At 66.5% G+C, this 21,975-nt stretch carries 19 protein-coding genes and 1 tRNA gene; 11 read left to right on the top strand and 9 right to left on the bottom strand.

The window, feature by feature from the left end; all coding sequences use genetic code 11:
• Window positions 1-33: 33 nt before the first annotated feature.
• Entirely contained in the window at window positions 34-240 is a 207-nt protein-coding gene (locus IY716_RS01760) for a hypothetical protein (protein ID WP_218219927.1), read from the top strand.
• On the opposite strand, the gene IY716_RS01755 is transcribed toward IY716_RS01760, so the two are convergent.
• The 5 genes from IY716_RS01755 to orn form a co-directional block, all read right to left on the bottom strand.
• The gene (locus IY716_RS01755; protein ID WP_218219926.1) at window positions 237-626 is read right to left on the bottom strand and encodes a hypothetical protein; all 390 of its coding nucleotides are present in this window, start codon (window positions 624-626) and stop codon (window positions 237-239) included. The two genes, IY716_RS01760 and IY716_RS01755, sit on opposite strands and share 4 nt — an antisense overlap.
• A gap of 38 nt (window positions 627-664) precedes the next feature.
• Window positions 665-1,672 carry a phosphatase PAP2 family protein gene (locus tag IY716_RS01750; protein WP_369699552.1) on the bottom strand — a complete coding sequence of 336 codons (1,008 nt, stop codon included), beginning with the start codon at window positions 1,670-1,672 and terminating at the stop codon, window positions 665-667.
• A 162-nt stretch (window positions 1,673-1,834) separates the two neighbouring features.
• A complete protein-coding gene (locus tag IY716_RS01745; RefSeq protein ID WP_218219924.1) occupies window positions 1,835-2,848 on the bottom strand; it encodes an acyltransferase family protein in 1,014 nt (337 codons plus the stop codon).
• A 186-nt stretch (window positions 2,849-3,034) separates the two neighbouring features.
• A tRNA-His gene (locus tag IY716_RS01740) sits at window positions 3,035-3,110 on the bottom strand.
• A 117-nt stretch (window positions 3,111-3,227) separates the two neighbouring features.
• Window positions 3,228-3,830, bottom strand: coding sequence for an oligoribonuclease (gene orn / locus IY716_RS01735; RefSeq protein ID WP_255316392.1), 603 nt, complete (start codon window positions 3,828-3,830; stop codon window positions 3,228-3,230).
• Window positions 3,831-3,912: 82 nt separating this feature from the next.
• Here orn and mptB (IY716_RS01730) point away from each other — a divergent pair, with 82 nt between their 5' ends.
• From mptB (IY716_RS01730) to IY716_RS01715, 4 genes are all read left to right on the top strand, one after another.
• The gene (gene mptB / locus IY716_RS01730; protein WP_218219923.1) at window positions 3,913-5,670 is read left to right on the top strand and encodes a polyprenol phosphomannose-dependent alpha 1,6 mannosyltransferase MptB; all 1,758 of its coding nucleotides are present in this window, start codon (window positions 3,913-3,915) and stop codon (window positions 5,668-5,670) included.
• Window positions 5,660-7,303, top strand: coding sequence for a polyprenol phosphomannose-dependent alpha 1,6 mannosyltransferase MptB (mptB, locus tag IY716_RS01725; RefSeq protein WP_218219922.1), 1,644 nt, complete (start codon window positions 5,660-5,662; stop codon window positions 7,301-7,303). Before mptB (IY716_RS01730) ends, mptB (IY716_RS01725) begins: the two co-directional genes overlap by 11 nt.
• Window positions 7,300-8,688 (top strand): glycosyltransferase 87 family protein, encoded by a 1,389-nt coding sequence (locus IY716_RS01720; protein ID WP_218219921.1) that lies wholly within the window; start codon window positions 7,300-7,302, stop codon window positions 8,686-8,688. Before mptB (IY716_RS01725) ends, IY716_RS01720 begins: the two co-directional genes overlap by 4 nt.
• An 81-nt stretch (window positions 8,689-8,769) precedes the next feature.
• Window positions 8,770-9,753: an AEC family transporter gene (locus tag IY716_RS01715; protein WP_218219920.1), complete on the top strand. Its 984-nt coding sequence runs from the start codon at window positions 8,770-8,772 to the stop codon at window positions 9,751-9,753.
• On the opposite strand, the gene IY716_RS01710 is transcribed toward IY716_RS01715, so the two are convergent.
• Genes IY716_RS01710 through IY716_RS01700 form a run of 3 tightly spaced genes read right to left on the bottom strand, consistent with a single transcriptional unit; the run spans window position 9,719 to window position 14,423 of the window.
• On the bottom strand, window positions 9,719-11,401 hold the full coding sequence (locus IY716_RS01710; protein WP_218219919.1) for an amino acid ABC transporter ATP-binding/permease protein: 1,683 nt from the start codon (window positions 11,399-11,401) through the stop codon (window positions 9,719-9,721). The genes IY716_RS01715 and IY716_RS01710 overlap by 35 nt on opposite strands.
• Window positions 11,398-13,251 (bottom strand): ABC transporter ATP-binding protein, encoded by a 1,854-nt coding sequence (locus tag IY716_RS01705; protein ID WP_218219918.1) that lies wholly within the window; start codon window positions 13,249-13,251, stop codon window positions 11,398-11,400. Before IY716_RS01705 ends, IY716_RS01710 begins: the two co-directional genes overlap by 4 nt.
• Window positions 13,252-13,259: 8 nt before the next feature.
• A complete protein-coding gene (locus IY716_RS01700) occupies window positions 13,260-14,423 on the bottom strand; it encodes an SGNH/GDSL hydrolase family protein (RefSeq protein WP_218219917.1) in 1,164 nt (387 codons plus the stop codon).
• A gap of 80 nt (window positions 14,424-14,503) precedes the next feature.
• Here IY716_RS01700 and chrA point away from each other — a divergent pair, with 80 nt between their 5' ends.
• From chrA to thiD, 4 genes are all read left to right on the top strand, one after another.
• Window positions 14,504-15,769, top strand: a complete 1,266-nt coding sequence (chrA, locus tag IY716_RS01695; protein WP_218219916.1) for a chromate efflux transporter — start codon at window positions 14,504-14,506, stop codon at window positions 15,767-15,769.
• Window positions 15,770-15,851: 82 nt separating this feature from the next.
• Complete coding sequence (locus IY716_RS01690; protein WP_218219915.1) at window positions 15,852-17,012, top strand: DUF418 domain-containing protein; 1,161 nt, start codon at window positions 15,852-15,854, stop codon at window positions 17,010-17,012.
• A gap of 12 nt (window positions 17,013-17,024) precedes the next feature.
• The gene (locus IY716_RS01685) at window positions 17,025-18,809 is read left to right on the top strand and encodes a gamma-glutamyltransferase family protein (protein ID WP_218219914.1); all 1,785 of its coding nucleotides are present in this window, start codon (window positions 17,025-17,027) and stop codon (window positions 18,807-18,809) included.
• Window positions 18,810-18,825: 16 nt separating this feature from the next.
• Window positions 18,826-19,689: a bifunctional hydroxymethylpyrimidine kinase/phosphomethylpyrimidine kinase gene (gene thiD / locus IY716_RS01680; RefSeq protein WP_218219913.1), complete on the top strand. Its 864-nt coding sequence runs from the start codon at window positions 18,826-18,828 to the stop codon at window positions 19,687-19,689.
• 55 nt (window positions 19,690-19,744) lie between these two features.
• Here the strand turns inward: thiD and IY716_RS01675 are convergent, their stop codons facing one another.
• Window positions 19,745-20,800: a GTP pyrophosphokinase family protein gene (locus IY716_RS01675; RefSeq protein ID WP_255316391.1), complete on the bottom strand. Its 1,056-nt coding sequence runs from the start codon at window positions 20,798-20,800 to the stop codon at window positions 19,745-19,747.
• 470 nt (window positions 20,801-21,270) lie between these two features.
• On the opposite strand from IY716_RS01675, the gene nrdH reads away from it, so the two are divergent.
• Together nrdH and nrdI are read left to right on the top strand one after the other, a co-directional pair.
• Window positions 21,271-21,522: a glutaredoxin-like protein NrdH gene (nrdH, locus tag IY716_RS01670; protein ID WP_192590458.1), complete on the top strand. Its 252-nt coding sequence runs from the start codon at window positions 21,271-21,273 to the stop codon at window positions 21,520-21,522.
• Between the two features lie 7 nt (window positions 21,523-21,529).
• Window positions 21,530-21,958, top strand: a complete 429-nt coding sequence (gene nrdI / locus IY716_RS01665; RefSeq protein ID WP_369699551.1) for a class Ib ribonucleoside-diphosphate reductase assembly flavoprotein NrdI — start codon at window positions 21,530-21,532, stop codon at window positions 21,956-21,958.
• The last annotated feature ends 17 nt before the right edge of the window (window positions 21,959-21,975 follow it).

Here is a 21,975-nt window from a genome sequence, read left to right as displayed (position 1 = left end):
CGTCATGTGCCGGATCGAGCTTAGACTGCTGTCATGGCGGATGAAGAAGAGAGCTCCACGAATTATCTGGCGCTCGGGATCGCCCTCGGACCGGCGTTCGGGGTGGTGTTCGGGCTGGTGTTCTTCGACAACGTCGGACTGGGCATCGCGATAGGCATGGGCCTTGGGGTCGCGCTCGGCGCGGGGCTGGAGTCTCAGCAGTCGAAGAAGGAAGACGACGACGGCGCCGCCTCACCCTAGGGGCGGGCGGGGCTCTCGGGAGCTCCGAGCGGGGGCAGCTCGACCTCTCTGACCTTGTCGCCGCGCAGCAGCAGGCGCACCTTCTGAGGGTGCGCGGCGCCGTGGATCTCGCGGTACTCAAGTGTGAATGGCTCGGCGGGCTCCAGGAAGAACGGGAGGCTGAGCGGTTCCCGCTTCAGGGTCTCGCCCAGGGCGTCGTCCTCGTTGGTCACGGAGAGGACCTCGATCCGTTCACCAGCGATGAGTGTGATCTGTCCCGGTCGGTGCTCTCCGGTGATGGAGACATCGGCGTGCACGTGTCCGCGCACGATCGCGGCGATCACAGCGGCCACCGCCACAACGCCGATAGCGAGGTAGGCGAGCGTGTCAGCAGTGATGGCGTCCATAGGAGCAAGACTACTCATCAATGTCTCTCGGGAGCGCCTCAGAGAGAAGAGTCATGCGGGCCGTTCGTCGCGAGATCATGACGCTGGTCTCGTCGATTCAGTGCTGCGGCGATGATGCTCTTTCGGTGGAAGAACCCGTGCCCCGTGGCCGCTGCCGCCAGCGCCACGGCGAGGTAGCCGATGACAATGCCCACAATGTCATCTATGACGTAGTGCCATCCGAAGTACAGCGTCGAGAGCACCGTCAGTCCGAAGAACGCCCAGGCGAAGATTCGCACGCCCAGATGCTGTCCAGTGCGATGCATGAAGTAGGCCGCGGCGAACGTGATCGAAGTGTGCAGCGAGGCGAAGGCCGCGACCCCGTGGATCGCCTCGCTCGCTTCAGGATTCGAGAGGAACTGCAGGCGGTTGTTCAGCAGAGACTCTTGAAGTTCGGCAACCCTCGTCTCGGGGAGGGTGTCGTAGAGGTCTGGCCGGGCGTAGATCGGACCTAGGGCCGGAAGCAGGTAGTAGCTGAGCGTGCCGATCACCCAGTTCAGACTCAGTGTGGTGGCGTACCAGGCACCGACCGCGAGGTTGCGGTTGAGCACCAGAAAGATGCCGAGCGTGAGCGGTATCAGTGGCAGGTAGGCCATGTAGATGAACGACAGCACCTGGGCGGTCAGCTCCACGCCCAAGATGTCGTGAAGAACGAGGGCGGGGTCAACGCCGCCGAACATCCATCGGTCCAGCTGCAGGAGTTCTCGATCAAAGAGGACCCCGTCGCGGTACACAGGCAGGACGTTCTTCAGGTTCCGGTACCCCACATAGCACACGTAGAAGGTTCCCAGCCCAGTGGCGATGTACAGCACGCGGCGCATGCTCCACTCATGCTGCAGCACTTCTTTGACCCCTACGCCGAGGTTCTTCCAGCCGGAGCGTCGCACGGCGGCGGGCAAGAGCCCGACGGCGAAGAGAAGCAGGGCCAGAAGCGGCAGGCGGATCCAAGCGGGACCGAGGAAACCCTCGGGGTCCTTCAGCGGCACTCCGACAGATATCGAAGCCACCACGGCGATGGTTCCCACCAAGAGAGAGACACACACCGCAAGGGTGTAAGGCCACCGAAGGGCAGTGTTCTGGCGCTGTGCAACCTGCGTTTGCGTACTGGACATGACATTACACCTGGAGTCTTGTGGACCGGCATGGTTGCGAACTGTCAGATTTACCGATCATTGTGATGCCTTGACGGAGCGCAGCCTTGAAAAAGGCCAAAATATCACGCGGACCACACCTTCGCCGTAGGCGCGCAGTCCAGCGTTGAACGGTTGGAGTGAGAACAACCAGGTAGTCATCATCGCCAGGAGCACACATGCCACAAGCATCGCGAGGGAGTGGGCATGCTCCAAGCTGTCATCCAAGGGTATATCGAGAAGTCTGATCACGAAGCCGTGGAGAAGATAGACCGCCAGAGAATTCCGGCCCACCTTGCACAGGTAGCCGTCCCTGTTCGACATGAAAGTGCAGAAGGCGACGGTGCTCAGCGCGGCACTGAGACCCACGATCAATCGAGTGGTTGCCCCTTCAGGGATGCCGACATCGTGCCAGTCGAAGTTTCTGACGCCGTAGAACCAGATTTTGCTGGGGTCGTAGAGATAGAACAGCAGCATCGGTGTTGCCGCTGCGAGGGCCAGCCCACTTTTCTGAAGGGGAGTCCGACCGCCGGCCCAACTCAGAATCTGTTGACCATAAAGCTTCCCGACCACGAAGAACGGCCAGAACACCAGTGTCCGGGAGAGCGAGAGCTCGTAGTCATAGGTCGGAATGATGCCCCCGAAGAGGGCTGCGAGCACCGAGACGGCCAGCAGGGTGCGAGGGAATCGCTCGATCAGCGGCGTGCTCAGGGTCCACCACACCATGGCGAGCAGGAACCAGGTGATCCAGTACGGCACCAGGGAGTCAAACTCCGGATTGAGCCCGATGAGGCTCATCCAGCCGTAATAGAGCGGCATGGCGGTGGCCAGCAGAACGAGGAAGAACGCGACGCGCTGGGGCAGCCTGTCGGATTTGGCGGTGATGCCTGCCAGGAACACGAAGGCGGGAATGTGGAAGGAGTAGATGGCTGTCTGCGGCACCCGCAGGACATCCGAATCCCAGGGGGAGACGGCCGCCAACATGTGTCCGAGCACGACGAGAAACACCAGCGCACCCTTCGCGCGATCAAGTCGATGGTTTCTCTGAGCCACAGTCTCACGCTATTCAGTGTTCTTCAGCACAGTCTTGACGCACGCTGTACGGAGACTGGGGGCAAGCCTCGCCATATGAGCGGAATCGGTTGCCTCGCCCATTCTTCTCAGCGAAGTGAACGGGGCACAAAAGAAGCACCCCGAACCAGACGGTTCGGGGTGCTTGCTGTCTCTTGAGACAGAACATGGGGTGAGCGACGGGGCTTGAACCCGCGACCCTCGCGACCACAACGCGATGCTCTACCAGCTGAGCTACGCCCACCATGTGAGCCGTCACCGGCTCGCTGACTTGCTGCCTATCAGTCCGAAACGGCCGAAAAGCAACGCATATCAGTCTACACAGAATCCCGTGCTTTCCTGAAATCCGCCCAACGGCGGATCAGTCCTGCTTGAACACCGTGCGCCGGTAGTGCCGCAGCTCCTCGATCGAATCCCGAATGTCGCCCAGTGCCCGGTGGTTTCCGGTCTTGGCAGGCGCTGTCTTCTTCGCCTCCGGGTACCAGCGGGAAGAGAGTTCCTTGATGGTGGAGACGTCGACGATCCGGTAGTGCAGATGCTTCATGAGCTCTGGCATGCCGATCCTCAGGAACGCCTTGTCGGCGTGCACAGAGTTCCCGGCAAGCGGCGCCACCCCGGCCTCAGGGATCCACGCCTTCACGTACTCGAGCACGCGCTGCTCGGCCACCTGCACCGAGACGCCATCCTTGAGGTCCTCGAGCAGGCCCGATGCCGTATGCATCTTCTGCACGATCGGCGCCATCGTCTCCAGCCGCTCGGCAGGGTCCGGAGCGATCACCACCTGAACACCCTCGCCGAGGATGTTCAACTCAGCGTCGGTGACGAGGGCGGCGATCTCCACGAGCACGTCATGGTCGGGATTCAGCCCCGTCATCTCGCAGTCGATCCAGACCATGCGCCCCGCCCAGGAGCCCCCCGGGCGCGCAGGCGTCTCTGGGGCGGATGCGTCATTGGTCTCAGTCATATGGGAACTCACGCTGACTACTCTACCGACGGGCGTCAGTGCGCGGGGGAGGCCGGGAACGGTGGTGATAAATTCAAAGGCAATGAGCGCTGAGGCCGGAGCCGCCGAGAACAGCCCCGCACCCCGAGGTGCCGAGGGCTTCACTGGGCTCGCCAACACCAGCTCCACACCCGAGGATGCACCCGGCCCACCCGGTGCCCGGCGTCGCGACCTCTGGTTGCACATCCTGCGCTCCTCCACTAGCCCCAAGCACCTCTGGTCGCCCCTGATCGAGGGGGTGCTCGGGTCGTTGCTGGTGCTGTTCGGCTCGCTGGGAGTGGGCTGGCTCGTCAGCTCATCCCCGCTGTCCCGGCACCCCTGGCTCATCGTGCTGCGCACCGAGCCAGCCGGCGTCGTCGCCTCCACGATCGCGCTGACGCTGGGCTGCTGGATCATGCTGCGTGCCTGGCTGCGGCTGAGCCGGGTGCTGGAGGACCCTGACCCGCGCCAGCATTGGCCGGCCCGCTCACTGCGAATGGTCAACTGGGCGGTGGTGCTCTGGTCCATTCCACAGCTGATCACCGTCCCGATCTTCTCTCGAGACGTCTTCGCCTACCTGAACCAGGGAAGGCTCGTGCTGGCAGGGCAGGATCCCTACACCACGGGAGTCTCGAGCCTGAACAACTGGTTCCATCTGGGCACCGACATCCTCTGGGCGGAGTCCGAGACTCCCTATGGTCCGCTCTTCCTCTGGATCGAGGCCGCGGTCATGCGCACCGCCGCTGAGAGCCCGGACCTGGCGCTGTTCCTGTTCCGCCTCGCCTGCGTGGGCGGGGTGGTCATGATGATGATCTTCGTCCCGAAGCTCGCCCGCCTGCACGGGATCGACCCGGCCCGCGCACAGTGGATCACGCTGGCCAACCCGCTGTTGATCATCAGCTTCATCTCCAGCGCGCACAACGACGCCATCATGGTCGGTTTCGCGCTGGCAGGGATCTACGCAGCGGCGCGGGGCAGGGGAGTGCTCGCCACGCTGCTCGTGGTGGTCTCCATCGGCATCAAGCCGATCACCATCGTGCTGCTGCCCTTCATCGGGCTGCTCTGGGCCGGCCAGGGGGCGTCCTGGGCGCGAAAGTTCCGCTACTGGTTCTTCACCGCCGGACTGGCCGCCGCCGCTATGATCACCATCGGTCTGGTGCAGGGCTACGGCTTCGGCTGGCTCGCCGTTCTGGCGGGAACCGGCACCGGCAGCGTCTACTGGTCCCCGATCGGCATCGCCGACGGCTGGCTGGGCACGCTGCTGCGCTCGGTCGGTCTGGACAGCGGATGGACGCTGGAGGTGTTCAAGGCAGCCGGCCGGATCGTCTCCGTCGCCGTGGTGCTGTGGCTGATGTTCCGCGGCAGCGACAGATTCATCGTCCAGCGCATGGTCTGGGCATTCACCGCCCTGGTGGTGCTCTCACCGATCATCCAGCCCTGGTACCTGCTCTGGCTGCTTCCGCTGTTCGCGATCACCGGGATCCGCAAGGACTGGCAGTTCAAGTGGGTCGTGTTCACCATCGTGTTCTTCCTCGCCTTCGGCGCCTCGGATCAGCTCTCGATCTACCAGTTCCTGCAGCTGGACCAACAGATGCTGGCGCTGTCCATCACCGTGTCCTGGTTCGCCATCGTCTGGCTGGCCCTGGTGGACCGACAGACACGCTGGGTGGTCTGGGACGACTGGGGTCTGCCCCCGATGCGCTGGGAATGGCCCCGACGACGACGGCGCGAGCCCCTCACATCCGTCGAGTCCGGCGCCCGTGCAGACCCCAGAGACCCCGCGGACCCCACCGGAGAGGAGCGCCCCTCCGGTGCACGCTAATCCCGTCTCGCGCAACGCCGAACGTGTGCGCACAGCCCTGGGCCAGTGGCCTCCGACAGCCTGGCTGATCGGTGGCGAGGAGGCCGCCGCCTCACACACCGCCCGGCAGGGCCTGCTCGCTGCGCTCATGATCATGGTGGGCTCCTGGGGGGTCGGGTGGTTGGCGATGACCCCGCAGTCGCTGCTGGCGCTGAACCCGCTGCTGCTGCCCCTGCGCACGACGACGGCCGGCGTCGTCGTCTGCACGGTGCTGCTGGTGCTGGGGGCGCTGCTGCTGCTGCGGTCCTGGCTCCGGCTCTCCCAGCGGGTGGGGTCGTGGTCACCGCGGGCCACCCCGGTGATGCACAGGACGCTGTTCATGTGGGCCGCTCCACTGATGTTCTCGCTGCCGATCTTCTCCCGCGACGTCTACTCCTACCTGGCGCAGGGCCGCGTGCTGCACGCGGGGCTGAACCCCTACGAGGACGGCGTCTCCGAGCTTCCCGGCTGGTTCATGGAGGGCGCCGACGGGCTCTGGGCGGAGTCACCATCTCCCTACGGGCCGTTGTTCCTGGTGCTCGCGCAGATCATCTGGTTCGTCTCCGGCGGAGTGCCGGAGATCGCCATCCTGCTGTTCCGCTGCCTCTCGCTGATCGGTATGGCGCTGATGCTCTACTGCATCCCGCGGCTGGCCCGCGCCTTCGGTTCCGAGCCTTCCTGGGCGCTGTGGCTGTGCCTGTTGAACCCGATGACGCTGCTGGTCTTCGTCGCCGCCGCGCATAATGATTCGCTCATGATCGGGCTGATGCTGGCCGGCACGCTCGCCGCGCTGCGCCGACGCCGGCTGCTCGGAGTGCTGCTGCTGGTCGCCGCGATCGCGGTGAAGCCCATCGCGCTGGTGGTGCTGCCCTTCATCCTGCTGCTGCCGCTGAAAGACACCGCAAGTCTCTGGCGGCGCGCGCGGGAATGGGCGCTCGGCGGAGCGGTCGCCGTCGTCCTTCTGGTGGCCGGGGGCGCCGCGCTGGGGATCGGTCTGGGCTGGGTCTCCGCGGCACTTGGCGCGGGCGCCGCGGTGCTGCAGGCGGCACCGGTGGGACTGCTGGGCATCGGTATCGGCGCATTGGTCGAGGTTCTCTCCGGAGTGGACGCCGCCCTGGTGACCCAAGCCGTCTATACCTTGGCGCGGGTTGTGGCCGGGGTGGTGGTCGCGACCTTGCTGCTGCGCCGCAGCGTGGGCAACCCGGTGCTGTGGGCCGCCTATGGTCTGACCGTGGTGGTGCTGACCTCCTCCATCATCCAGCCCTGGTATCTGCTGTGGCTGCTGCCCTTCTTCGCAGTGGTCCACGTGTATCGCGGGCGCGCCCTGGTGCTGGTCACGACCATCATCACCGTGATGGTCCTGCTCTCCATGGTCGGTCAGCTTTCGGTGGCGCAATGGATCGATGCAGCGGTCATCAATGGGATCGCCATCTCGGTGGTCTCGGTGTACCTGATCTACGTGGTCTTTCTGGATCCCAACACCACCGAGTTCTTCGACATGAGGCGCCGCTCACAACGCTGGAATGCCGAGCTCGGCTGGAAGCGCCTGCGAGAATTGACTCCGCCGCGCCGCTCCTGGGCGGCCGAGGACATCTATGACAAGGACTCCAGGTGAAGATCCCCGGCTCACGACTGTTCTGGCTGCTGCTCGCGGCCACGGTGCTGGGCGCGGCACTCTCCGTGCTGGCGGTCCAATGGTGCCGCGTCAACGGCTGGACCGACCCGGACCAGCACATCCACATGTGCTACTCCGACTTCGCCCTGCTGTTCAGTCAGCGCGGGCTGGGCGAGGGGCTCTTCCCCTTCGTCGATGACGTCCCGGCGGAGAAGGTGATGGAGTACCCGGTGCTGCTGACCATGGTGGCCGGGGTGCTCGCGCAGCTGGTTCCCGGAGAAGGCATCAGCGAGGCTCGGATCCTGGCCTTCTATGACCTCAACCATGTGGCGGTGATCCTCTGCTGGATCGGCGTGGTGCTCGCCACCGCCTATTCCACTGCCGGGTGGCGCCGCCAGGATGCGCTGCTGGTGGCGCTGGCACCGGGGATCATCCTCTCCCTGTCCATCAACTGGGACATGTGGGCCGTCTTCCTGGGCGGGCTCGCGCTGCTGCTGTGGGGACGTTCGCATCCGGTCTGGGCGGGGGTGCTGATCGGCCTCGGCGCCGCGATGAAGCTCTATCCGCTCTTCTTCCTCGGCGCGATCCTGGTGCTGTGCGTGCGCAGCGGAAGGCTGCGCTCCTTCGTGCTCACCACCGCCGCCGCGGTCGTGGCCTGGCTGGCCGTCAACGTTCCCTTCATGCTGCTGCAGTTCGACCAATGGGCGACCTTCTACCGGTTCTCCTCCGACCGCGATGTCAGCTTCTCTTCGGTCTGGCTCTTCTTCGGCTGGCTGCCGCTGGACGGGGCCGGATTCTCGCTGCTCTCCAACGGACTGTTCCTGGTGTGCTGCCTGGGCATCGCCTATTTGACCTGGGCCGCACCCACGCGGCCCCGGCTGGCGCAGATCTGCTTTCTGATCGTGGCGAGCTTCCTGCTGCTGGGCAAGGTCTACTCGCCGCAGTTCGTGATGTGGCTGATTCCGCTGCTGGTCCTGGCGCGCCCCCGCGTGCGCGGCTATCTGGTGTGGCAGGCGGCGGAGGTCTTCCACTGGGTCGCCGTCTGGATGATGAGCGCCAAGATCACCTCCGGAGGGGAGTTCGCCGGCGGCACCGAGCTGATCGACTGGGCCTACCACCTGGGAATCCTGGCGCATATGGCCACCCTGATCTACCTGATGGTGCAGGTGATCCGCGAGATCCTGGATCCCTCGCGGGACATCCTGCGCAGCGAGCAGGGCGCGCCCCCGCAGGACCTGGGTGCCACCGACCCGCAGGACCTGGGTGTCACCGACCCGCAGGACCTGGGTGCCACCGACCCGCTGGCGGGAGTCACGCAGGGCCGCGAGGACGTGTTCGCTCTGCCGGGGCTGGGCCGAAGAACATCCGTGAAGCTGCGCTGGTGATTCTCGACCGCCGGGCCGCGCCACGTCTCTTCGCCCGCCGGGCCTGGCCGCAGAGGCGACCGGCGCCGGGGACTGTCTCCGATGCTTGAGATGCTCGGGGTCGTCGGCCCGATGTTCCTGGTGATCGCCGTCGGCTTCGCCGCTGGCTTCATCCCGAGGTTCCGTGCCGGTCAGGACCACCTCAACGGCTTCCTCTTCTACTTCGCGCTGCCGACCTTCATCTATACCGCCATGGTCACCGCGCCGCCGACTGCAGGTTTCCCGGTCCTGGCGGTGGTGATCGTCGCTGTCATCACGCCGCTGGTGTCGGTGGGCCTGTACTACGCCACCTACCTGCTGGGCCCGCTCGCGCGGGACGGCGCAGCGGCGACCTCGCTGGCCGGCAGCTTCGGCAATGTCGGGTACTTCGGGATACCGGTGGCCATCAGCGTGCTGGGCCCGGAGGCCGGACTCGCCGCGGGCATCATCCACATGCTGCACAATCTGATCTACCTCAACGGCTACCCGCTGGTGCGCACGGTGGTGGCCGCCCGCGCAGCACCAGACCATGAGCGCGGGGGCGGTGTGGGGAGGCTGCTGCGGCGGCAGGTCGCGCCGATCATCAAGCGTGCGCTGCTGATGAACCCGGTGTTCATCTCGATGGCTCTGGCCCTGCTGGTGGTCTTCAGCCCGCTGCGGCTGCCCGCCGCCCTCGACGAGTCAGTGGGACTGCTGGGCCAGACGGCCGTCCCGCTGGCGCTGTTCTGCGTGGGTCTGGCGCTGCATCCGGCGATCGAGGGAATCCGCAGCGGGGGAGTTCCCAAACGGTCCATCGCGCTGGGCACCCTGGGCAAGATCCTGCTGCTGCCGGTGCTGACCTGGTTGGCGGTGCTGCCCTTCTATGACCAGCTCGGGCCTGTCTGGGCGGGCACATTGATCATCATTGCGGCGATGCCCTCCTCGACCACCGTCTACGTCTTCACCCAGCAGTATGAGGGCGACGGTCGGTTGGCGGCATCGATCCTGGTGACCAGCACGTTGGCCTGTCTGCTCACGCTCCCGCTGCTGGCCGAGCTGCTGCTCTGAGCTGGCCCTGGTCGATCTCGTAGACGGTGTCCACGTGGCGCAGCACGGCGCTGCGATGGGCGATCATGATCACTGTGGCACTGGTGGCCTCGGGCATCCTTCGCAGGATCTCCGCCTGGGTCAGGGGATCCTGGGCGGAGGTGATCTCATCCAAGATCAGCACCGGGCTGCCTCGCAGATACCCTCTGGCCAGCGCCAGGCGCTGAGCCTGTCCGCCAGAGAGCCGCGCCCCCTCGGCTCCGAGCTCGGTGTCCAGGCCTTCGGCCATCGCGGTGATATCGCCCTCCAGGCAGGCGGCGCGGCAGGCGGCGAGGATCTGCTCCTCGGTCGCGGCAGGACTTCCGAGCAGCAGGTTCTCACGGATGGTGCCGCTGACCAGCACCGGGCGCTGTTCGACCACGGTGATGTTCTCCCGCAGCGAACGCAGGGAGACTTCGCGGATATCCGTTTCGGCGAGCTGCACCTGACCCTGCTGCGGGTCCCATACCCGGGTCAGCAGGGACGCCAGTGTGGACTTGCCCGAACCGCTGACGCCGACGACGGCGGCCACCTCGCCCGGTTCGATGCGCAGGTCCACCTCGCTGAGCACCTCTCGGTCGGTGCCCGGATAGCCGAAGCTCACCCCGCGGAAGCAGACGGAGGCCGCGCCCGCATGCTCGGGACGGACCACGACGGGTTCGGTGGGCTCGGCGACGGCGGGCTGGCTCTCCTCGAGCTCACGGAGATTCGCCGCTGAGGCCAACGCTGCCGGCAGCGAGATGCCCAGCGCCTCGACCGCCGAGAGCGCCGGGGCGGTGCCAGGAACCAGGGCGAGCGCCACGAGGAGCTCGGTCCAGCTGATCTCACCGCCGCGCACCTGTGGCAGGCCCAGGAGCAGGATCGTGAACAGCGCCACCACCTGCCAGCCCTGTCCGGCTGCGGCCCGCAGCCCTTGCATCACCGAGGCCCCTCGGGCGCTGTATGCCAGCTGTGTGCCGATCTGGTCCACGCGCTCGGCGCGCTGTTCCTGAGCGCCGAATATGGTGATCTCGCTGCGTCCCCGCAGGTCATCGCTGACCTCCTGGGACAGCGAGCCACGGGTGCGGACCTGAGCGGTGCTGGTGCTGCGGCTGCTGCGTCTGCCGATGCCGATCAGCGCAGCCGCGGCAGCAAGGTAGATGATCAGCAGCGCGATCCCGATGCCCGCACCGGCGAGCGTGGAAGCCAGCCCCACGGCAGCCAGCGGCAGCAGCACCGCCGTGATGACCGGGGCAAGCGTGTGCGCGAAGAACACCTCCACCCGGTCCACATCGCGCGTCGCGCTCGAGAGCAGCCGACCGCTGCCTCGCGCAGCCGTCACTGCCGGAGCCAGCGGGATGAGCTTCTCGTAGAGCCTGACACGCAGCTGCTCCAGCAGTGCGAAGGCCGCAGTGTGTCCCGAAAGCTGCTCTGCGTAGCGGGTGAGGCCTTTTGCGAGCGCCAGGCCGATCATCACCGCGATCACGGTGCCCAGTCCGGGGATGCTCATGCCCTCGGCGAGCCGGCCAACGAGCCAGGCGGGAAACACGAGCAGCGCCGCGGCACAGAGCAGAGTCAGTGTGCGCGCCGCAGTGGAGAGCGCCAGCAGGCCGGCGGATCCTCGGGCCATGGACAGGAGATGACCGATCATCGGTGTTCACCCTCTCCTGCGGTGGCCTCGGCGTAGTAGCCCCTTTGTTGGAGCAGATCATCAGGCCTGCCCAGCGCCGCCGGGCGCCCCGAGTCCAGGACCAGCACCTGATCGGCCCAGCGCGTGGTGGCGAGGCGGTGGGCGATGATGACCAGCGTGTGCTTGCCGGCGAGCGCCTGCAGCGATTCGTCCACCAGGCGCTCGGCACGTCGGTCGAGATCCGCCGTCGGCTCGTCGAAGATCAGCAGCTGCGCGTGGGAGAGCAGCGCCCGGGCGATGGCCAGGCGACGGATCTGGCCCCCGGAGAGGGCGCCGCCGTCTTCTCCGACCTGGGTGGCAAGACCCTGCTGCTTGGCGGCGATCTCGGCGGCGAGGCGTGCCTTCTCCAGGGCCTCCCACAGTTCCTCGTCGCTGGCTTCCGGACGCGCGAGGCGCAGGTTCTCAGCCACCGTCCCGGAGAAGATGAAGGGCTTCTGCGCCACCGTGACCGCAGCCCGCTGAAGATCCCGAGGATCCGCCTCACGCCCTTCAAGGAGCAGACGACCCGAAGTCGCAGGGAGCAGTCCCTGGAGCAGCGACGCCACCGTGGACTTTCCTGCTCCCGAGGGTCCTACCACCGCGAGGGTGCTGCCGCGCGGGATCTCCAGCGTGATCCCGCTCAACACGCTGGAGCCCCCGCGATCCACGGCCAGGGATTCCAGCCGCAGCAGTGGATGGCCCGTAGCCCTCGGTTCGTGTGTCGGGGCAGTCTCCGTGGAGTCCCGGTCTGAGTTCTGCGCAGCGGCGCCTGCGGTGTGGGTGTCGGCGGCGCCCGGTGTCGTCAGGGTCTGGGTGAACAGTCCCTGCTGTGTGCGTCCGGCCATCGCGACGTAGAAGGAGCGACCAAGCTTGTCGATGGGCTCGTAGAGCAGTGTGGCCAGCAGGACGACAGCGAGGAGGTCTCCCTCCGAGATCACCCCGGCCTGGAAGCGCCACAGGGCCAGGGCCACGGTGGCGGTGATCATCACCAGCGAGAAGAGCGCATCGTTGACCAGGATCATCAGCTGACTGCGCCTCAGCAGCGCCACGGCCTGCACGCGCAGCGCCGCAGCCGCCTCGGCCACGGTCCTGCGTCCGGTGTCCTCCGCGCCGAGCAGCACCAGGCCGCCCAGGGAGCGCAGGACCTCCTGGAACCGGCCCGTGGCTGCCCCGGCGAGGCGACGGTACTGCGCCGTGGGCCCGCGGAAGCGCGCCAGGAAGAACCGGACGAGGAGCGGGACCATCAGCACTAGCGCCAGCAGCACGACGGCGATCACCGGGTCCACGATCAAGCCCATCAGCAGCAGCACCAGCGCGGGGGCCGTGAAGGCCGCCAGCGCGGGGCCGAGGAACTCGGCGCGATACTCCGCGATCCGCTCCACCCCGCCGGTGAGCAGCTCCGCCTCGCCGCCGCCGTGACCGCCGCTGTGAGCACTGCCGCCACCATGACCGCCGCTCTGACCACCACGCGGGGCACCACTCTGATGGCCGCGCTGAGCTCCAGAGAGCGCGGCACCCCGGGCCCCGGTCGGCTTCGGTGCGCTGCTCGCCGCAGGATCGCGGTGCAGCGCCGCTCTGATCCCGCTTCCTCGCCACAGCTGCTCTTCGGCCGCCCGAAGTCTGGGCGGCAGGGCCGCGGCGATGCCGGAGCACACCACCGCCACAGCACCCGCGGCGGCCCCGAGGATCATCTCCGCGGAGCTGTCGCTGCCTGCGACCGCGTTGTCGAGCACCCGCCCCAGCGCGAGGAAAAGGGTCGCCATCGCAACTGTCCGGATCCATTGCAGCACCGTGGCGATCCAGGCGCGTGAGGGCATGTCTTGCAGAAGCACGTCCCTGATCATTGCAGGTTCAGTGGACCCCCGCGGGCCAGTGCAACATTTGCGAAGCGTTGCCCGATGCGAAGGTGGGCTTCGCTGCCCGGGTGCAGCTGATCGCGCAGCGGGAGATCCGCCTCGTCGGCAGCGCCGAAGAGCTCAAGTCCGTCCAGGAAGTGCAGATGCGGATCGGTGGCCATGCGTTGATTCGCTATCTGCCGCAATGCGGTCCGCACCACCTGCAGGGTGAGCCTGCCCTGGCTCACATCGTCGGGATCTCCCAGGGGCGAGTAGCGGGGTCCCGAGTCGAGCTCTTCGAAGAGCAGCGGCCCCGGCGTGGTCTCCTGGATCCTGCAGTGCAGCGGCGAGACCAGCAGCAGCGGAGTCTGGGCGTGGCCGCCCTCGCGGATGGTGTCGAGGAATCCATGCACTGCCGGCACGAAGGTGCGCAGTCGCATGGCGTCCTCGTTCACGATGTTGATCCCCAGCTTCACACTGATGACGTCCGCCTCCGCTGAGCGGATCGTGCGGGCGGTGAAGGGGTCCAGCATGGCCTGGCCCGAGAGCGCCAGGTTGGTCAGTTCCACCCGGGCGGCCGCCGCAGCCACGGCCGGCCAGGTCCCGGTCGGGTGAGCGGCGTCGAAGCCGTGACTGATGGAGCTTCCGTGGTGCAGCCAGTGCGTCCCCGACACCGTCGGGCCCGGGTCGACCTCCGCGTCGGAGAACAGGCTGATCAGTTCGGTGGTCTCGTTGTGCGGCAACCAGATCTGGACGTGGTGCTCTCCGGCGGGAAGGTCGGGCACTCTCAGTCGTGCATCCACGCCCTTGATCCTGGTGACCTTCCCGGTGAAGCGATCGGTGCGCAGGGTGGTCCCAGCGTCCTCGCCGGGGGAGGGGAGGCGGGCGAAGAGCGCGCCGTCGACGATCACGTCATAGAAGGCTTGGGGCGCAGCTGCGTCTGAAGAGACTCGGCGGGTCGGGTGTGTGCGAAGCACCAGTGAGGTCGCCGCGGTGCGGAGGTCGAGGCGGACTCCCGTTGGTTCTCCAGCCACGCGTCCCACGGCGGGGTCGTAGCTCTGTTCGCGCGCCCAGCTGGGGAGCCGCCACGGCACCAGCCCGCGTGCGGTGGACTCGTAGTCCAGCGCGCCGCGCAACAGCGGAATCAGGTCGACGTCGTTGATCTCCATGCTGTCCCTCCGCAGACGCGCCCCTGCGGCGCGGCTCGAATTCAACTGTTGTTCACTTTGTTGCTCCAGGGTATGCGGTGATGACGCACCCGCCGCAGACCCCCTTCGACGACGCCGATGACGTCGACCCCTCGGACAAGCGCCACCCGGGGACAGTCGTCGAAGTCTTCCTGGTGTTCCTGCGCCTGGGCCTCACATCTTTCGGAGGGCCGGTGGCTCACCTCGCGTATTTCCGCGAAGCGTTCGTCACGCGCCGTCGGTGGCTCACCGAGAAGGCCTATGCGGACCTGGTGGCGCTGTGCCAGTTTCTGCCAGGACCCGCCTCCAGCCAGGTGGGCATGGCACTTGGGCTGCAGCGCGCAGGATACGCCGGCATGGCTGCGGCATGGTTCGCCTTCACCCTGCCCTCGGTGCTGCTCCTGGTCGCGTTCGCGTTCTGGGTCCAGAATGCCGGTGACCTGGCCGAGGCCGGCTGGATCCAGGGTCTCAAAGCGGCCGCCGTCGCCGTGGTGGCCCATGCCGTGATCGGCATGGCCCGCGCCCTCACGCCCGATGCCCCGCGAGCCAGCATCGCGGCCGGGGCCATGGTCTTCGTGCTGCTCGTGCCGCACCCCTTCATTCAGGTGGCCGCGATCCTCGCCGCCGGCCTGGCAGGGGCGCTCTGGCTGCGCGCGCCGGAGTCCGGTCCCGGGCACCAGGACGCATTCACCGTCCGGGTCTCGCGCCGTGTCTCGGTCACCGCGCTGATCCTGTTCATCGGACTGCTGCTCGGACTGCCCCTGTTGGCAGGTCTCAGCGGCAGTGCCTGGGCGTCGGCGCTTGACTCGTTCTACCGTGCCGGGGCCCTGGTCTTCGGTGGAGGCCACGTGGTGCTGCCGCTGCTGCAGTCCGAGACGGTCCCGCAGCTGGTCGACGCCGAGGTGTTCTTGGCTGGCTACGGGGCTGCTCAAGCAGTGCCGGGACCACTGTTCACCTTCGCCGGGTTCCTCGGAGCCTCTGGAGGAGCGGGCGTGTCAGGACTGGCCGGGGCAGGACTCGCCGGGGCAGGACTCGCCGTCGCCGCGATCTTCCTCCCCGCCGCGCTGCTGGTCCTCGCTGCCGTGCCGTTCTGGGAGCGCCTGCGCAGCAACGCCCGCGCTCGCCGGGTTCTTCTCGGTGTCAACGCGGGGGTGGTCGGCATCTTGGCGGCAGCCCTCTACACCCCAGTGTTCACGGTGGGCGTGCTCGAGGTGGGAACCCCGGCGCTGGTGCTCGCGGTGCTCGCTTTCGTGGCGCTGAACAGCTGGCGAGCCCCGGCCTGGGCCGTGGTCATCGCGGCTGGCCTGCTGGGCTGGGCGGTGCTCTGAACGACGCACGCCGCGCCGTCCGTACCGGGAGGGGGTACAGTTTTGAGGTACCTGATCGCCCGGGCTAGGAGGACCCTCCCGCATGCTGAGCTCCCAAGCTCGCGGACTGAGTCGCCTCTACGCCCTTGATGTGGCGAGGGCGCTTGCGATCTTCGGCATGATCATCGTCAATGTCGGTCCGTACAACACCGACGGCTGGGCGTCCTGGATCGTGCGGGGGCTCAACGGGCGGGCGTCCATCCTCTTCGTGGTGCTCGCCGGCATCGGAGTCACCTTCCTGGCGCGCCGATCCCTGACCAAGGGCATCACCCGGCGCAGCACGCTGCTCTGGCGGGGCCTGCTGCTCCTCGCGCTGGGCCTGGCGCTGCAGACGCTCGACCATGGGGTCAACGTCATCCTTCCCACGTACGCCGCATTGTTCTTCCTCGCGGCGTTCATGGTGAAGATGTCCACCCGATGGCTTTTCTGGTCCGCCACTGCCTCCGCGCTGCTCGGTCCGGTCCTCTGGATCCTCGCGCGGCAGTCCACTGACTTCCATATCGAACCCGCGCAGCTGGGCGACTCGCCGTTCCAGATCATGGCGGCGATCCTCGTCTCCGGTCCTTATCCGCTGGTCGTGTGGATCGCCCCGTTCTTTCTGGGGGTCTGGATAGGGCGGCAGCCGCTGGGCAACATCAAGGTCCAGCGACGACTGCTCTATGTCGGGGCGATCGCCGGGTTCGGAGCCTTCGGACTGTCCCAGCTGCTGGTGCGGGTGCTCGGCCAGCCGGACACCAGTGATGTGGACTTCGACCGGCTGATCTCCGCCGTCGGACATTCCCAGATGCCGCTGTGGCTGATCAGCGCCAGCGGCACCGCGGTGATGCTGCTCGGGATTTTGCTGATCGTGGTGCCGTACTTCAGCCAGCGCATCCGACTCCTCGTGGCCGTGGGTCAGATGCCGCTCACCGCCTACACCGCCCACCTGGTGATCATTGCCGTGCTGATCTACCCGGGCCCGCAGGACCCGCTCGAGGGGCTGCTGATCAGCTGTGCGATCATGCTGGGACTGGTCCTCTTCGCCGTCGTCTGGATCGCCAACCTCCGCTATGGTCCGCTGGAGGCCCTGCTGCGCAAGGCCCCGACCTTTTTACGAGTGCACTATCGACTGCCCGAACGCCACCGCCGACGGCAGCACGCCCGCGCCTACCCCCGGCGGGCCAAGCCCGGAACATCCATGGAGCAGAAGCCGACGCCTTCCTGAGGGAGACGAATCATGCAGCCACAGACCAGCAACCCCCGCATTCCAGAGAGCCTTCATGCTCCAGCCGGCAGAGGCCGTCTGGGACGCAGCCGCGCCGGACGCAGCGCCGCCCTGCTCGCCACCCTGGGACTTCTCGTCTCCTGCGCGGCAGAGGAGGAACCGCCACCGCCACCACCGACCGCCGAGCCCGAAGAGCCCAGCGTGGAACCGCCGGAGCCGAGCAGCTCCGCTCAGCCGGAGGAGGAAGCGGTGCTCTCGCAGCAAGGCGTCAGCGCCGGCAATGAGCTCGCGGTGCAGGCCGGCGAGGAGGTCCTGGCCGAGGGTGGGAACTCCGTGGACGCTGCGATCGCCACCGCCTTCGCCGTCTCCGTGGTGGAGCCCTACGCCTCCGGGCTCGGCGGCGGCGGCTCCGTGGTGATCGCCGGACAGGACGGCGACCCGCTGTTCTATGACTACCGCGAAGAGGTGGGGGTCGACGGAGAGATCCCGGAATCCGGTATCGGCGTCCCCGGATTCGTCGCCGGCATGGGGCGGCTCCACGAGGAGCACGGCAGCCTGGAGTGGGACCGGCTGGTCCAGCCGGCCCAGCAGCTGGCCTCCGAAGGCTTCGAGGTCTACGACTTCCTGGCCACTCGGATGACCGAAGATCTCGGACCTGAGGCGATCGACGGGGTGGAGCCCTTCGAAGTCGATGGTGAACCGCTTCAGACCGGCGAGCAGCTGGTCCAGACTGAGCTCGCTGAGACCCTGGGAACGGTCGCCGAAGAGGGCTGGGAAGCGTTCTACACCGGCAGTCTGGCCTCCGATCTCACCGCGGTCGAGGGCCTCGACGAACAGACCCTGGCCGACTACGAGCCCACCCTCTCGGCCCCGGTCTCCGGCGAGTTCGGAGACTATGGCGTGCTGGCTGCCGCACCCGCGCTCCCGGGTGTAGCCCTGGTGCAGATGCTCCAGGTCGCCGAGGCCGCGGGCATCGCCGAGATGGAGCCCGACTCGGCCGAGTACATCGAGACGCTCTCCGAAGCCTGGCTGGTCGCGGAGGAGACCGTGCTCACCGAGCTGGGCGACCCCGCCTTCGTGCAGGTCCCGGTGGAGGAGATCACCGACCAGCAGGCCAATGCGCAGATTGATCTCTCCGCCAACACCGCGCCCGATTCCGAGTCAGGACAGAACGCCGATCCAGGACAGACCGCCGAGCCAGGACAGAACGCAGCAGCTGGCCGTGCGCCCATCGACGCCAACACCACCCATATCTCTGTGGTGGACGAGGATGGTGTGATGGTCTCTATGACCAATACGCTCACCAACTTCTGGGGAGCGGGGGAGGTCACGAACGGCTTCTTCCTGAACAACCAGCTCAGCCGCTTCGACGCCGTGGACTCCCCGGCGAACCGCCCCGAACCCGGCCGCCGTTCGGTGACCTGGTCCATGCCGACCATCATCCTCGACCAGGAACAGCGTCCGGTGCTGGGCATCGGAACCCCCGGCGGCAACCAGATCCTCAACATCATGGGCACAGTGCTGACACAGTGGGGCCTGCAGGAAGCTTCGCTGCAGGACTCGTTCGACGGGCTGCGCTTCCGCTTCGACGACGAGTCCAGCACGCTGTTCCTCGATGACCAGCCCGGGGCACAGACCGTGAGCGGGCTCGAGGACCTGGGCTGGGAGCTGCAGGTCTGGCCCGATGAGTGGGGTGGCTTCGGCTCGGTGCAGGCGCTTGAGGTGGACTACGAGACGGGCGAGGTCACCGGCGCCACCGATGACCGCAGGGTCGGCACCTATTCGGTGCTGGAGTGACGATTAGCATGGGTCTATGAGCTCCACGTCCGCGCGCACGATCCCGAACATCCTCTCGATCGCTGGAACCGACCCCACGGGGGGAGCGGGCGTCCAGGCAGATCTCAAGAGCTTCGCCGCACATCGCGGGTACGGGATGTGCGTGGTCACAGCTCTGGTCGCGCAGAACACCCGGGGGGTCCGGGAGATCCACCTGCCCCCGGCCAGCTTCCTTCGTGCCCAGCTCGACGCCGTCTCCGAGGACGTAGCCATCGACGCGATCAAGATCGGCATGCTCGGAACAGCGGAGATCATCACCACCGTGGCTGACTGGCTCGACGCCACCTGGGCCGACGACGACTCGCGCCCACGGCTGGTCCTGGACCCCGTCATGGTCGCCACCTCGGGCGACCGGCTGCTCGACGCCGCTGCGGAGACTGCGCTGATCGCGTTTCTCCACCGTGCCGAGCTGATCACCCCGAACGTGCCCGAGCTCGCGCTGCTCGCCGGAGCCGCACAGGCGCAGGACCCCCAGGCGATGGTGCTCCAGGCGCGCACCGTGGCGGACGCTCACCAGGTGGTGGTCCTGGCCAAGGGCGGTCATCTGGAGGATGACACAGCGCAGCAGCAGGTGGTCGACACCCTGGTCTACCCGCTCCAGCACGGTGTGCGCCCGCGCGAGGAACAGTTCACCTCCCCGCGCATCCACACCCAGAACACTCACGGCACGGGATGCTCCGTCTCCGCGGCCCTGGCCACACTCACCGCCCGCGGCTACAGCTGGACCGAGGCCCTGCCGGTGGTCAAACAATGGATGACCCACGCGCTCGAGGCCTCCGAGACCCTCGAAGTGGGAACCGGCCACGGGCCCATCCAGCACTTCGCGGAGCTCTGGGACTGAGCAGAACCTGACCTACAGCAGAGCCGTTGGCCTGAGCGGAGCATCTCGACCCCGACTAGTCCTGGGGGCCCTCGTGGGGTCCGCCGGCATGCTTGGCGATGTCCTCCCACTGCCACGTCGTGCCCATGGAGTCGTCGGAGGGGAACCATGCGCCCGTCGTCCGATCGCTGGGAGTCGGTCCGGTGGCGCCCTGACCGGAGACCGGAGCCTGATCCTTCAACGCGGTCACCCGGTCCCGGATCGAGGCCATCTGCTTGTCCAGCGCCGCCGCCTGCACAGCCGCGTCGCGAAGCTCATCGAGGATGTCCCCGGGGACCTCGCCGTCGTAGGTGTAGTAGATCTTGTGCTCGAGCGAGGCCCAGAAGTCCATGGCCACGGTGCGGATCTGGACCTCCACATAGACGAACTCGGTGCGGTTGGACAAGAAGACCGGCACCTGGACGATCACATGAAGGCTCTGGTAGCCGTTGAGCTTGGGCCGCCGGATGTAGTCCTTGACCTCCACCACGCGCAGGTCGGGCTGGCTGCACAGCATCTCCGCCACCCAGTAGGCATCGGAGACGAAGGAACAGGTGATCCGAATCCCGGCGATGTCGCGAATGGAATGCTTGATGCTCTCCAGCGTGGGTTCACAGCCGTAGCGCTGGACCTTGTCCAGGATCCGATCCAGGGACTTGAGCCGGTAGTTCACGTGCTCGATCGGAGAGTAGTCGCGGGTGTGCTCGAACTCCTCACGCAGCACATTGATCTTGGTCAGCACCTCATCCATGCCGAACTTATAGTGCAGCTGAAATTCGGTGAGCTGGCGGCGGATATCGGCCATCCGGACGGCGACGTCCTCGCCCTGCGTCCCGGATGTCGTGTGCAGCTGAGACAGCAGCTGCTGATACACGTTGCTCTCGCTGCCCGAGACTCTTCCGCTGGCGCTGGCCGTCGGGGCCCCGGTCGAGCCGCTGCGACGCGCAGTGTTCTGCCGTGTCCGCGTCGTGGCCCGGTGGCGGTCCAGATCTCGGTTTCCCAGCCGTCGCCCGTCGGTGCCGATAGAGGCCAGATCGGGCGCCTCGGGGGGAAGAAACTGACTGTCAGTGTCAGGAGGGCGTCCAGCGGACATGGGGAAGATCTCCTCGGAGTTCAGGTACCCGCAACGTGGAGCTGCGAGGCGCCGGCCACAGGACCGGTGATTCGATTCTCGACCCTAGGTGCCCAGTCTGTGAAGTCCCTCGACGGTGTCTGTCCAAGCTCTCAGACCTCCCCAATCCGGAGACTCAGAACACCACATCTAGTGTCCTCTCGGCTGCGCGGACTCAACATCTTCTGCTGGAGCACCAGGACACGCCGAGACACGCCGTCTCCTCAGAAACTTCTTCTTGGGAGTTTCGTCCTCCCCAGCTGTGGAGGAAGGGGAAGCTCTCCCGTTGGTTCCGCGTCATTGCAGCGAAGTGATGATCCACAGGTCCTGTGGACTCGCGGTGGAGAACTACATGGGTGTGAGTACAGCATCTAGTGGCTAGTGATATCCCAGAACCCAAGATGTAGTATTGAAGCATCGTAAGAACACCACGGAGAAAATCGGGGAGCCACATGTCTGTCACTGTCTACACCAAGCCTGCCTGCGTCCAGTGCAACGCTACGTATCGCGCTCTGGACAAGAACGGCGTGACCTACGAGACCGTCGACATCACCCAGGATGCCGAGGCCCTCGAGCGGCTGCGCGCACTGGGATATATGCAGGCTCCCGTCGTGATCACCGACGCTGACCACTGGTCCGGATTCCGTCCCGACAAGATCTCCGAGCTGGCTGTCCAGCACGCTGCGGTCAGCTCGGTCGCCTGATGCAGCCGTGAACACCACGGCACGTCTGATCTACTTCTCCTCGGTGTCGAACAACACACACCGGTTCGTGGAGAAGCTGAAGCACGGGGCGGGGGAGATCGCCAGACTTCCGCTTCGGACCAAGGATGAGACCCTCGCGGCGGAGCAGCCCTTCGTCCTGGTCCTGCCCTCCTATGGCGCCGATGCCGGCGAAGGCTCGGTGCCGAAGCAGGTCATCAAGTTCCTCAATGTTGAATCCAACAGGAACCTCCTGCGCGGAGTGATCGGCGCGGGCAACACAAACTTTTATGAGAGTTATTGCATCGCAGGGGATATCGTCGCCGCCAAATGCGGAGTCCCTCATCTATACAGATTTGAACTGATGGGCACACCCGAAGACGTGGCCACAGTCGAAAAGGGATTGGAAGAGTTTTGGAAACAGCAACCAAGCCGCTGAATGCGGCGAGCACCGCC

The sequence above is a fragment of the Nesterenkonia sp. Act20 genome (assembly GCF_019173455.1).
GTDB lineage: Bacteria > Actinomycetota > Actinomycetes > Actinomycetales > Micrococcaceae > Nesterenkonia.
This window is presented reverse-complemented; position numbering and strand designations above follow the sequence as displayed.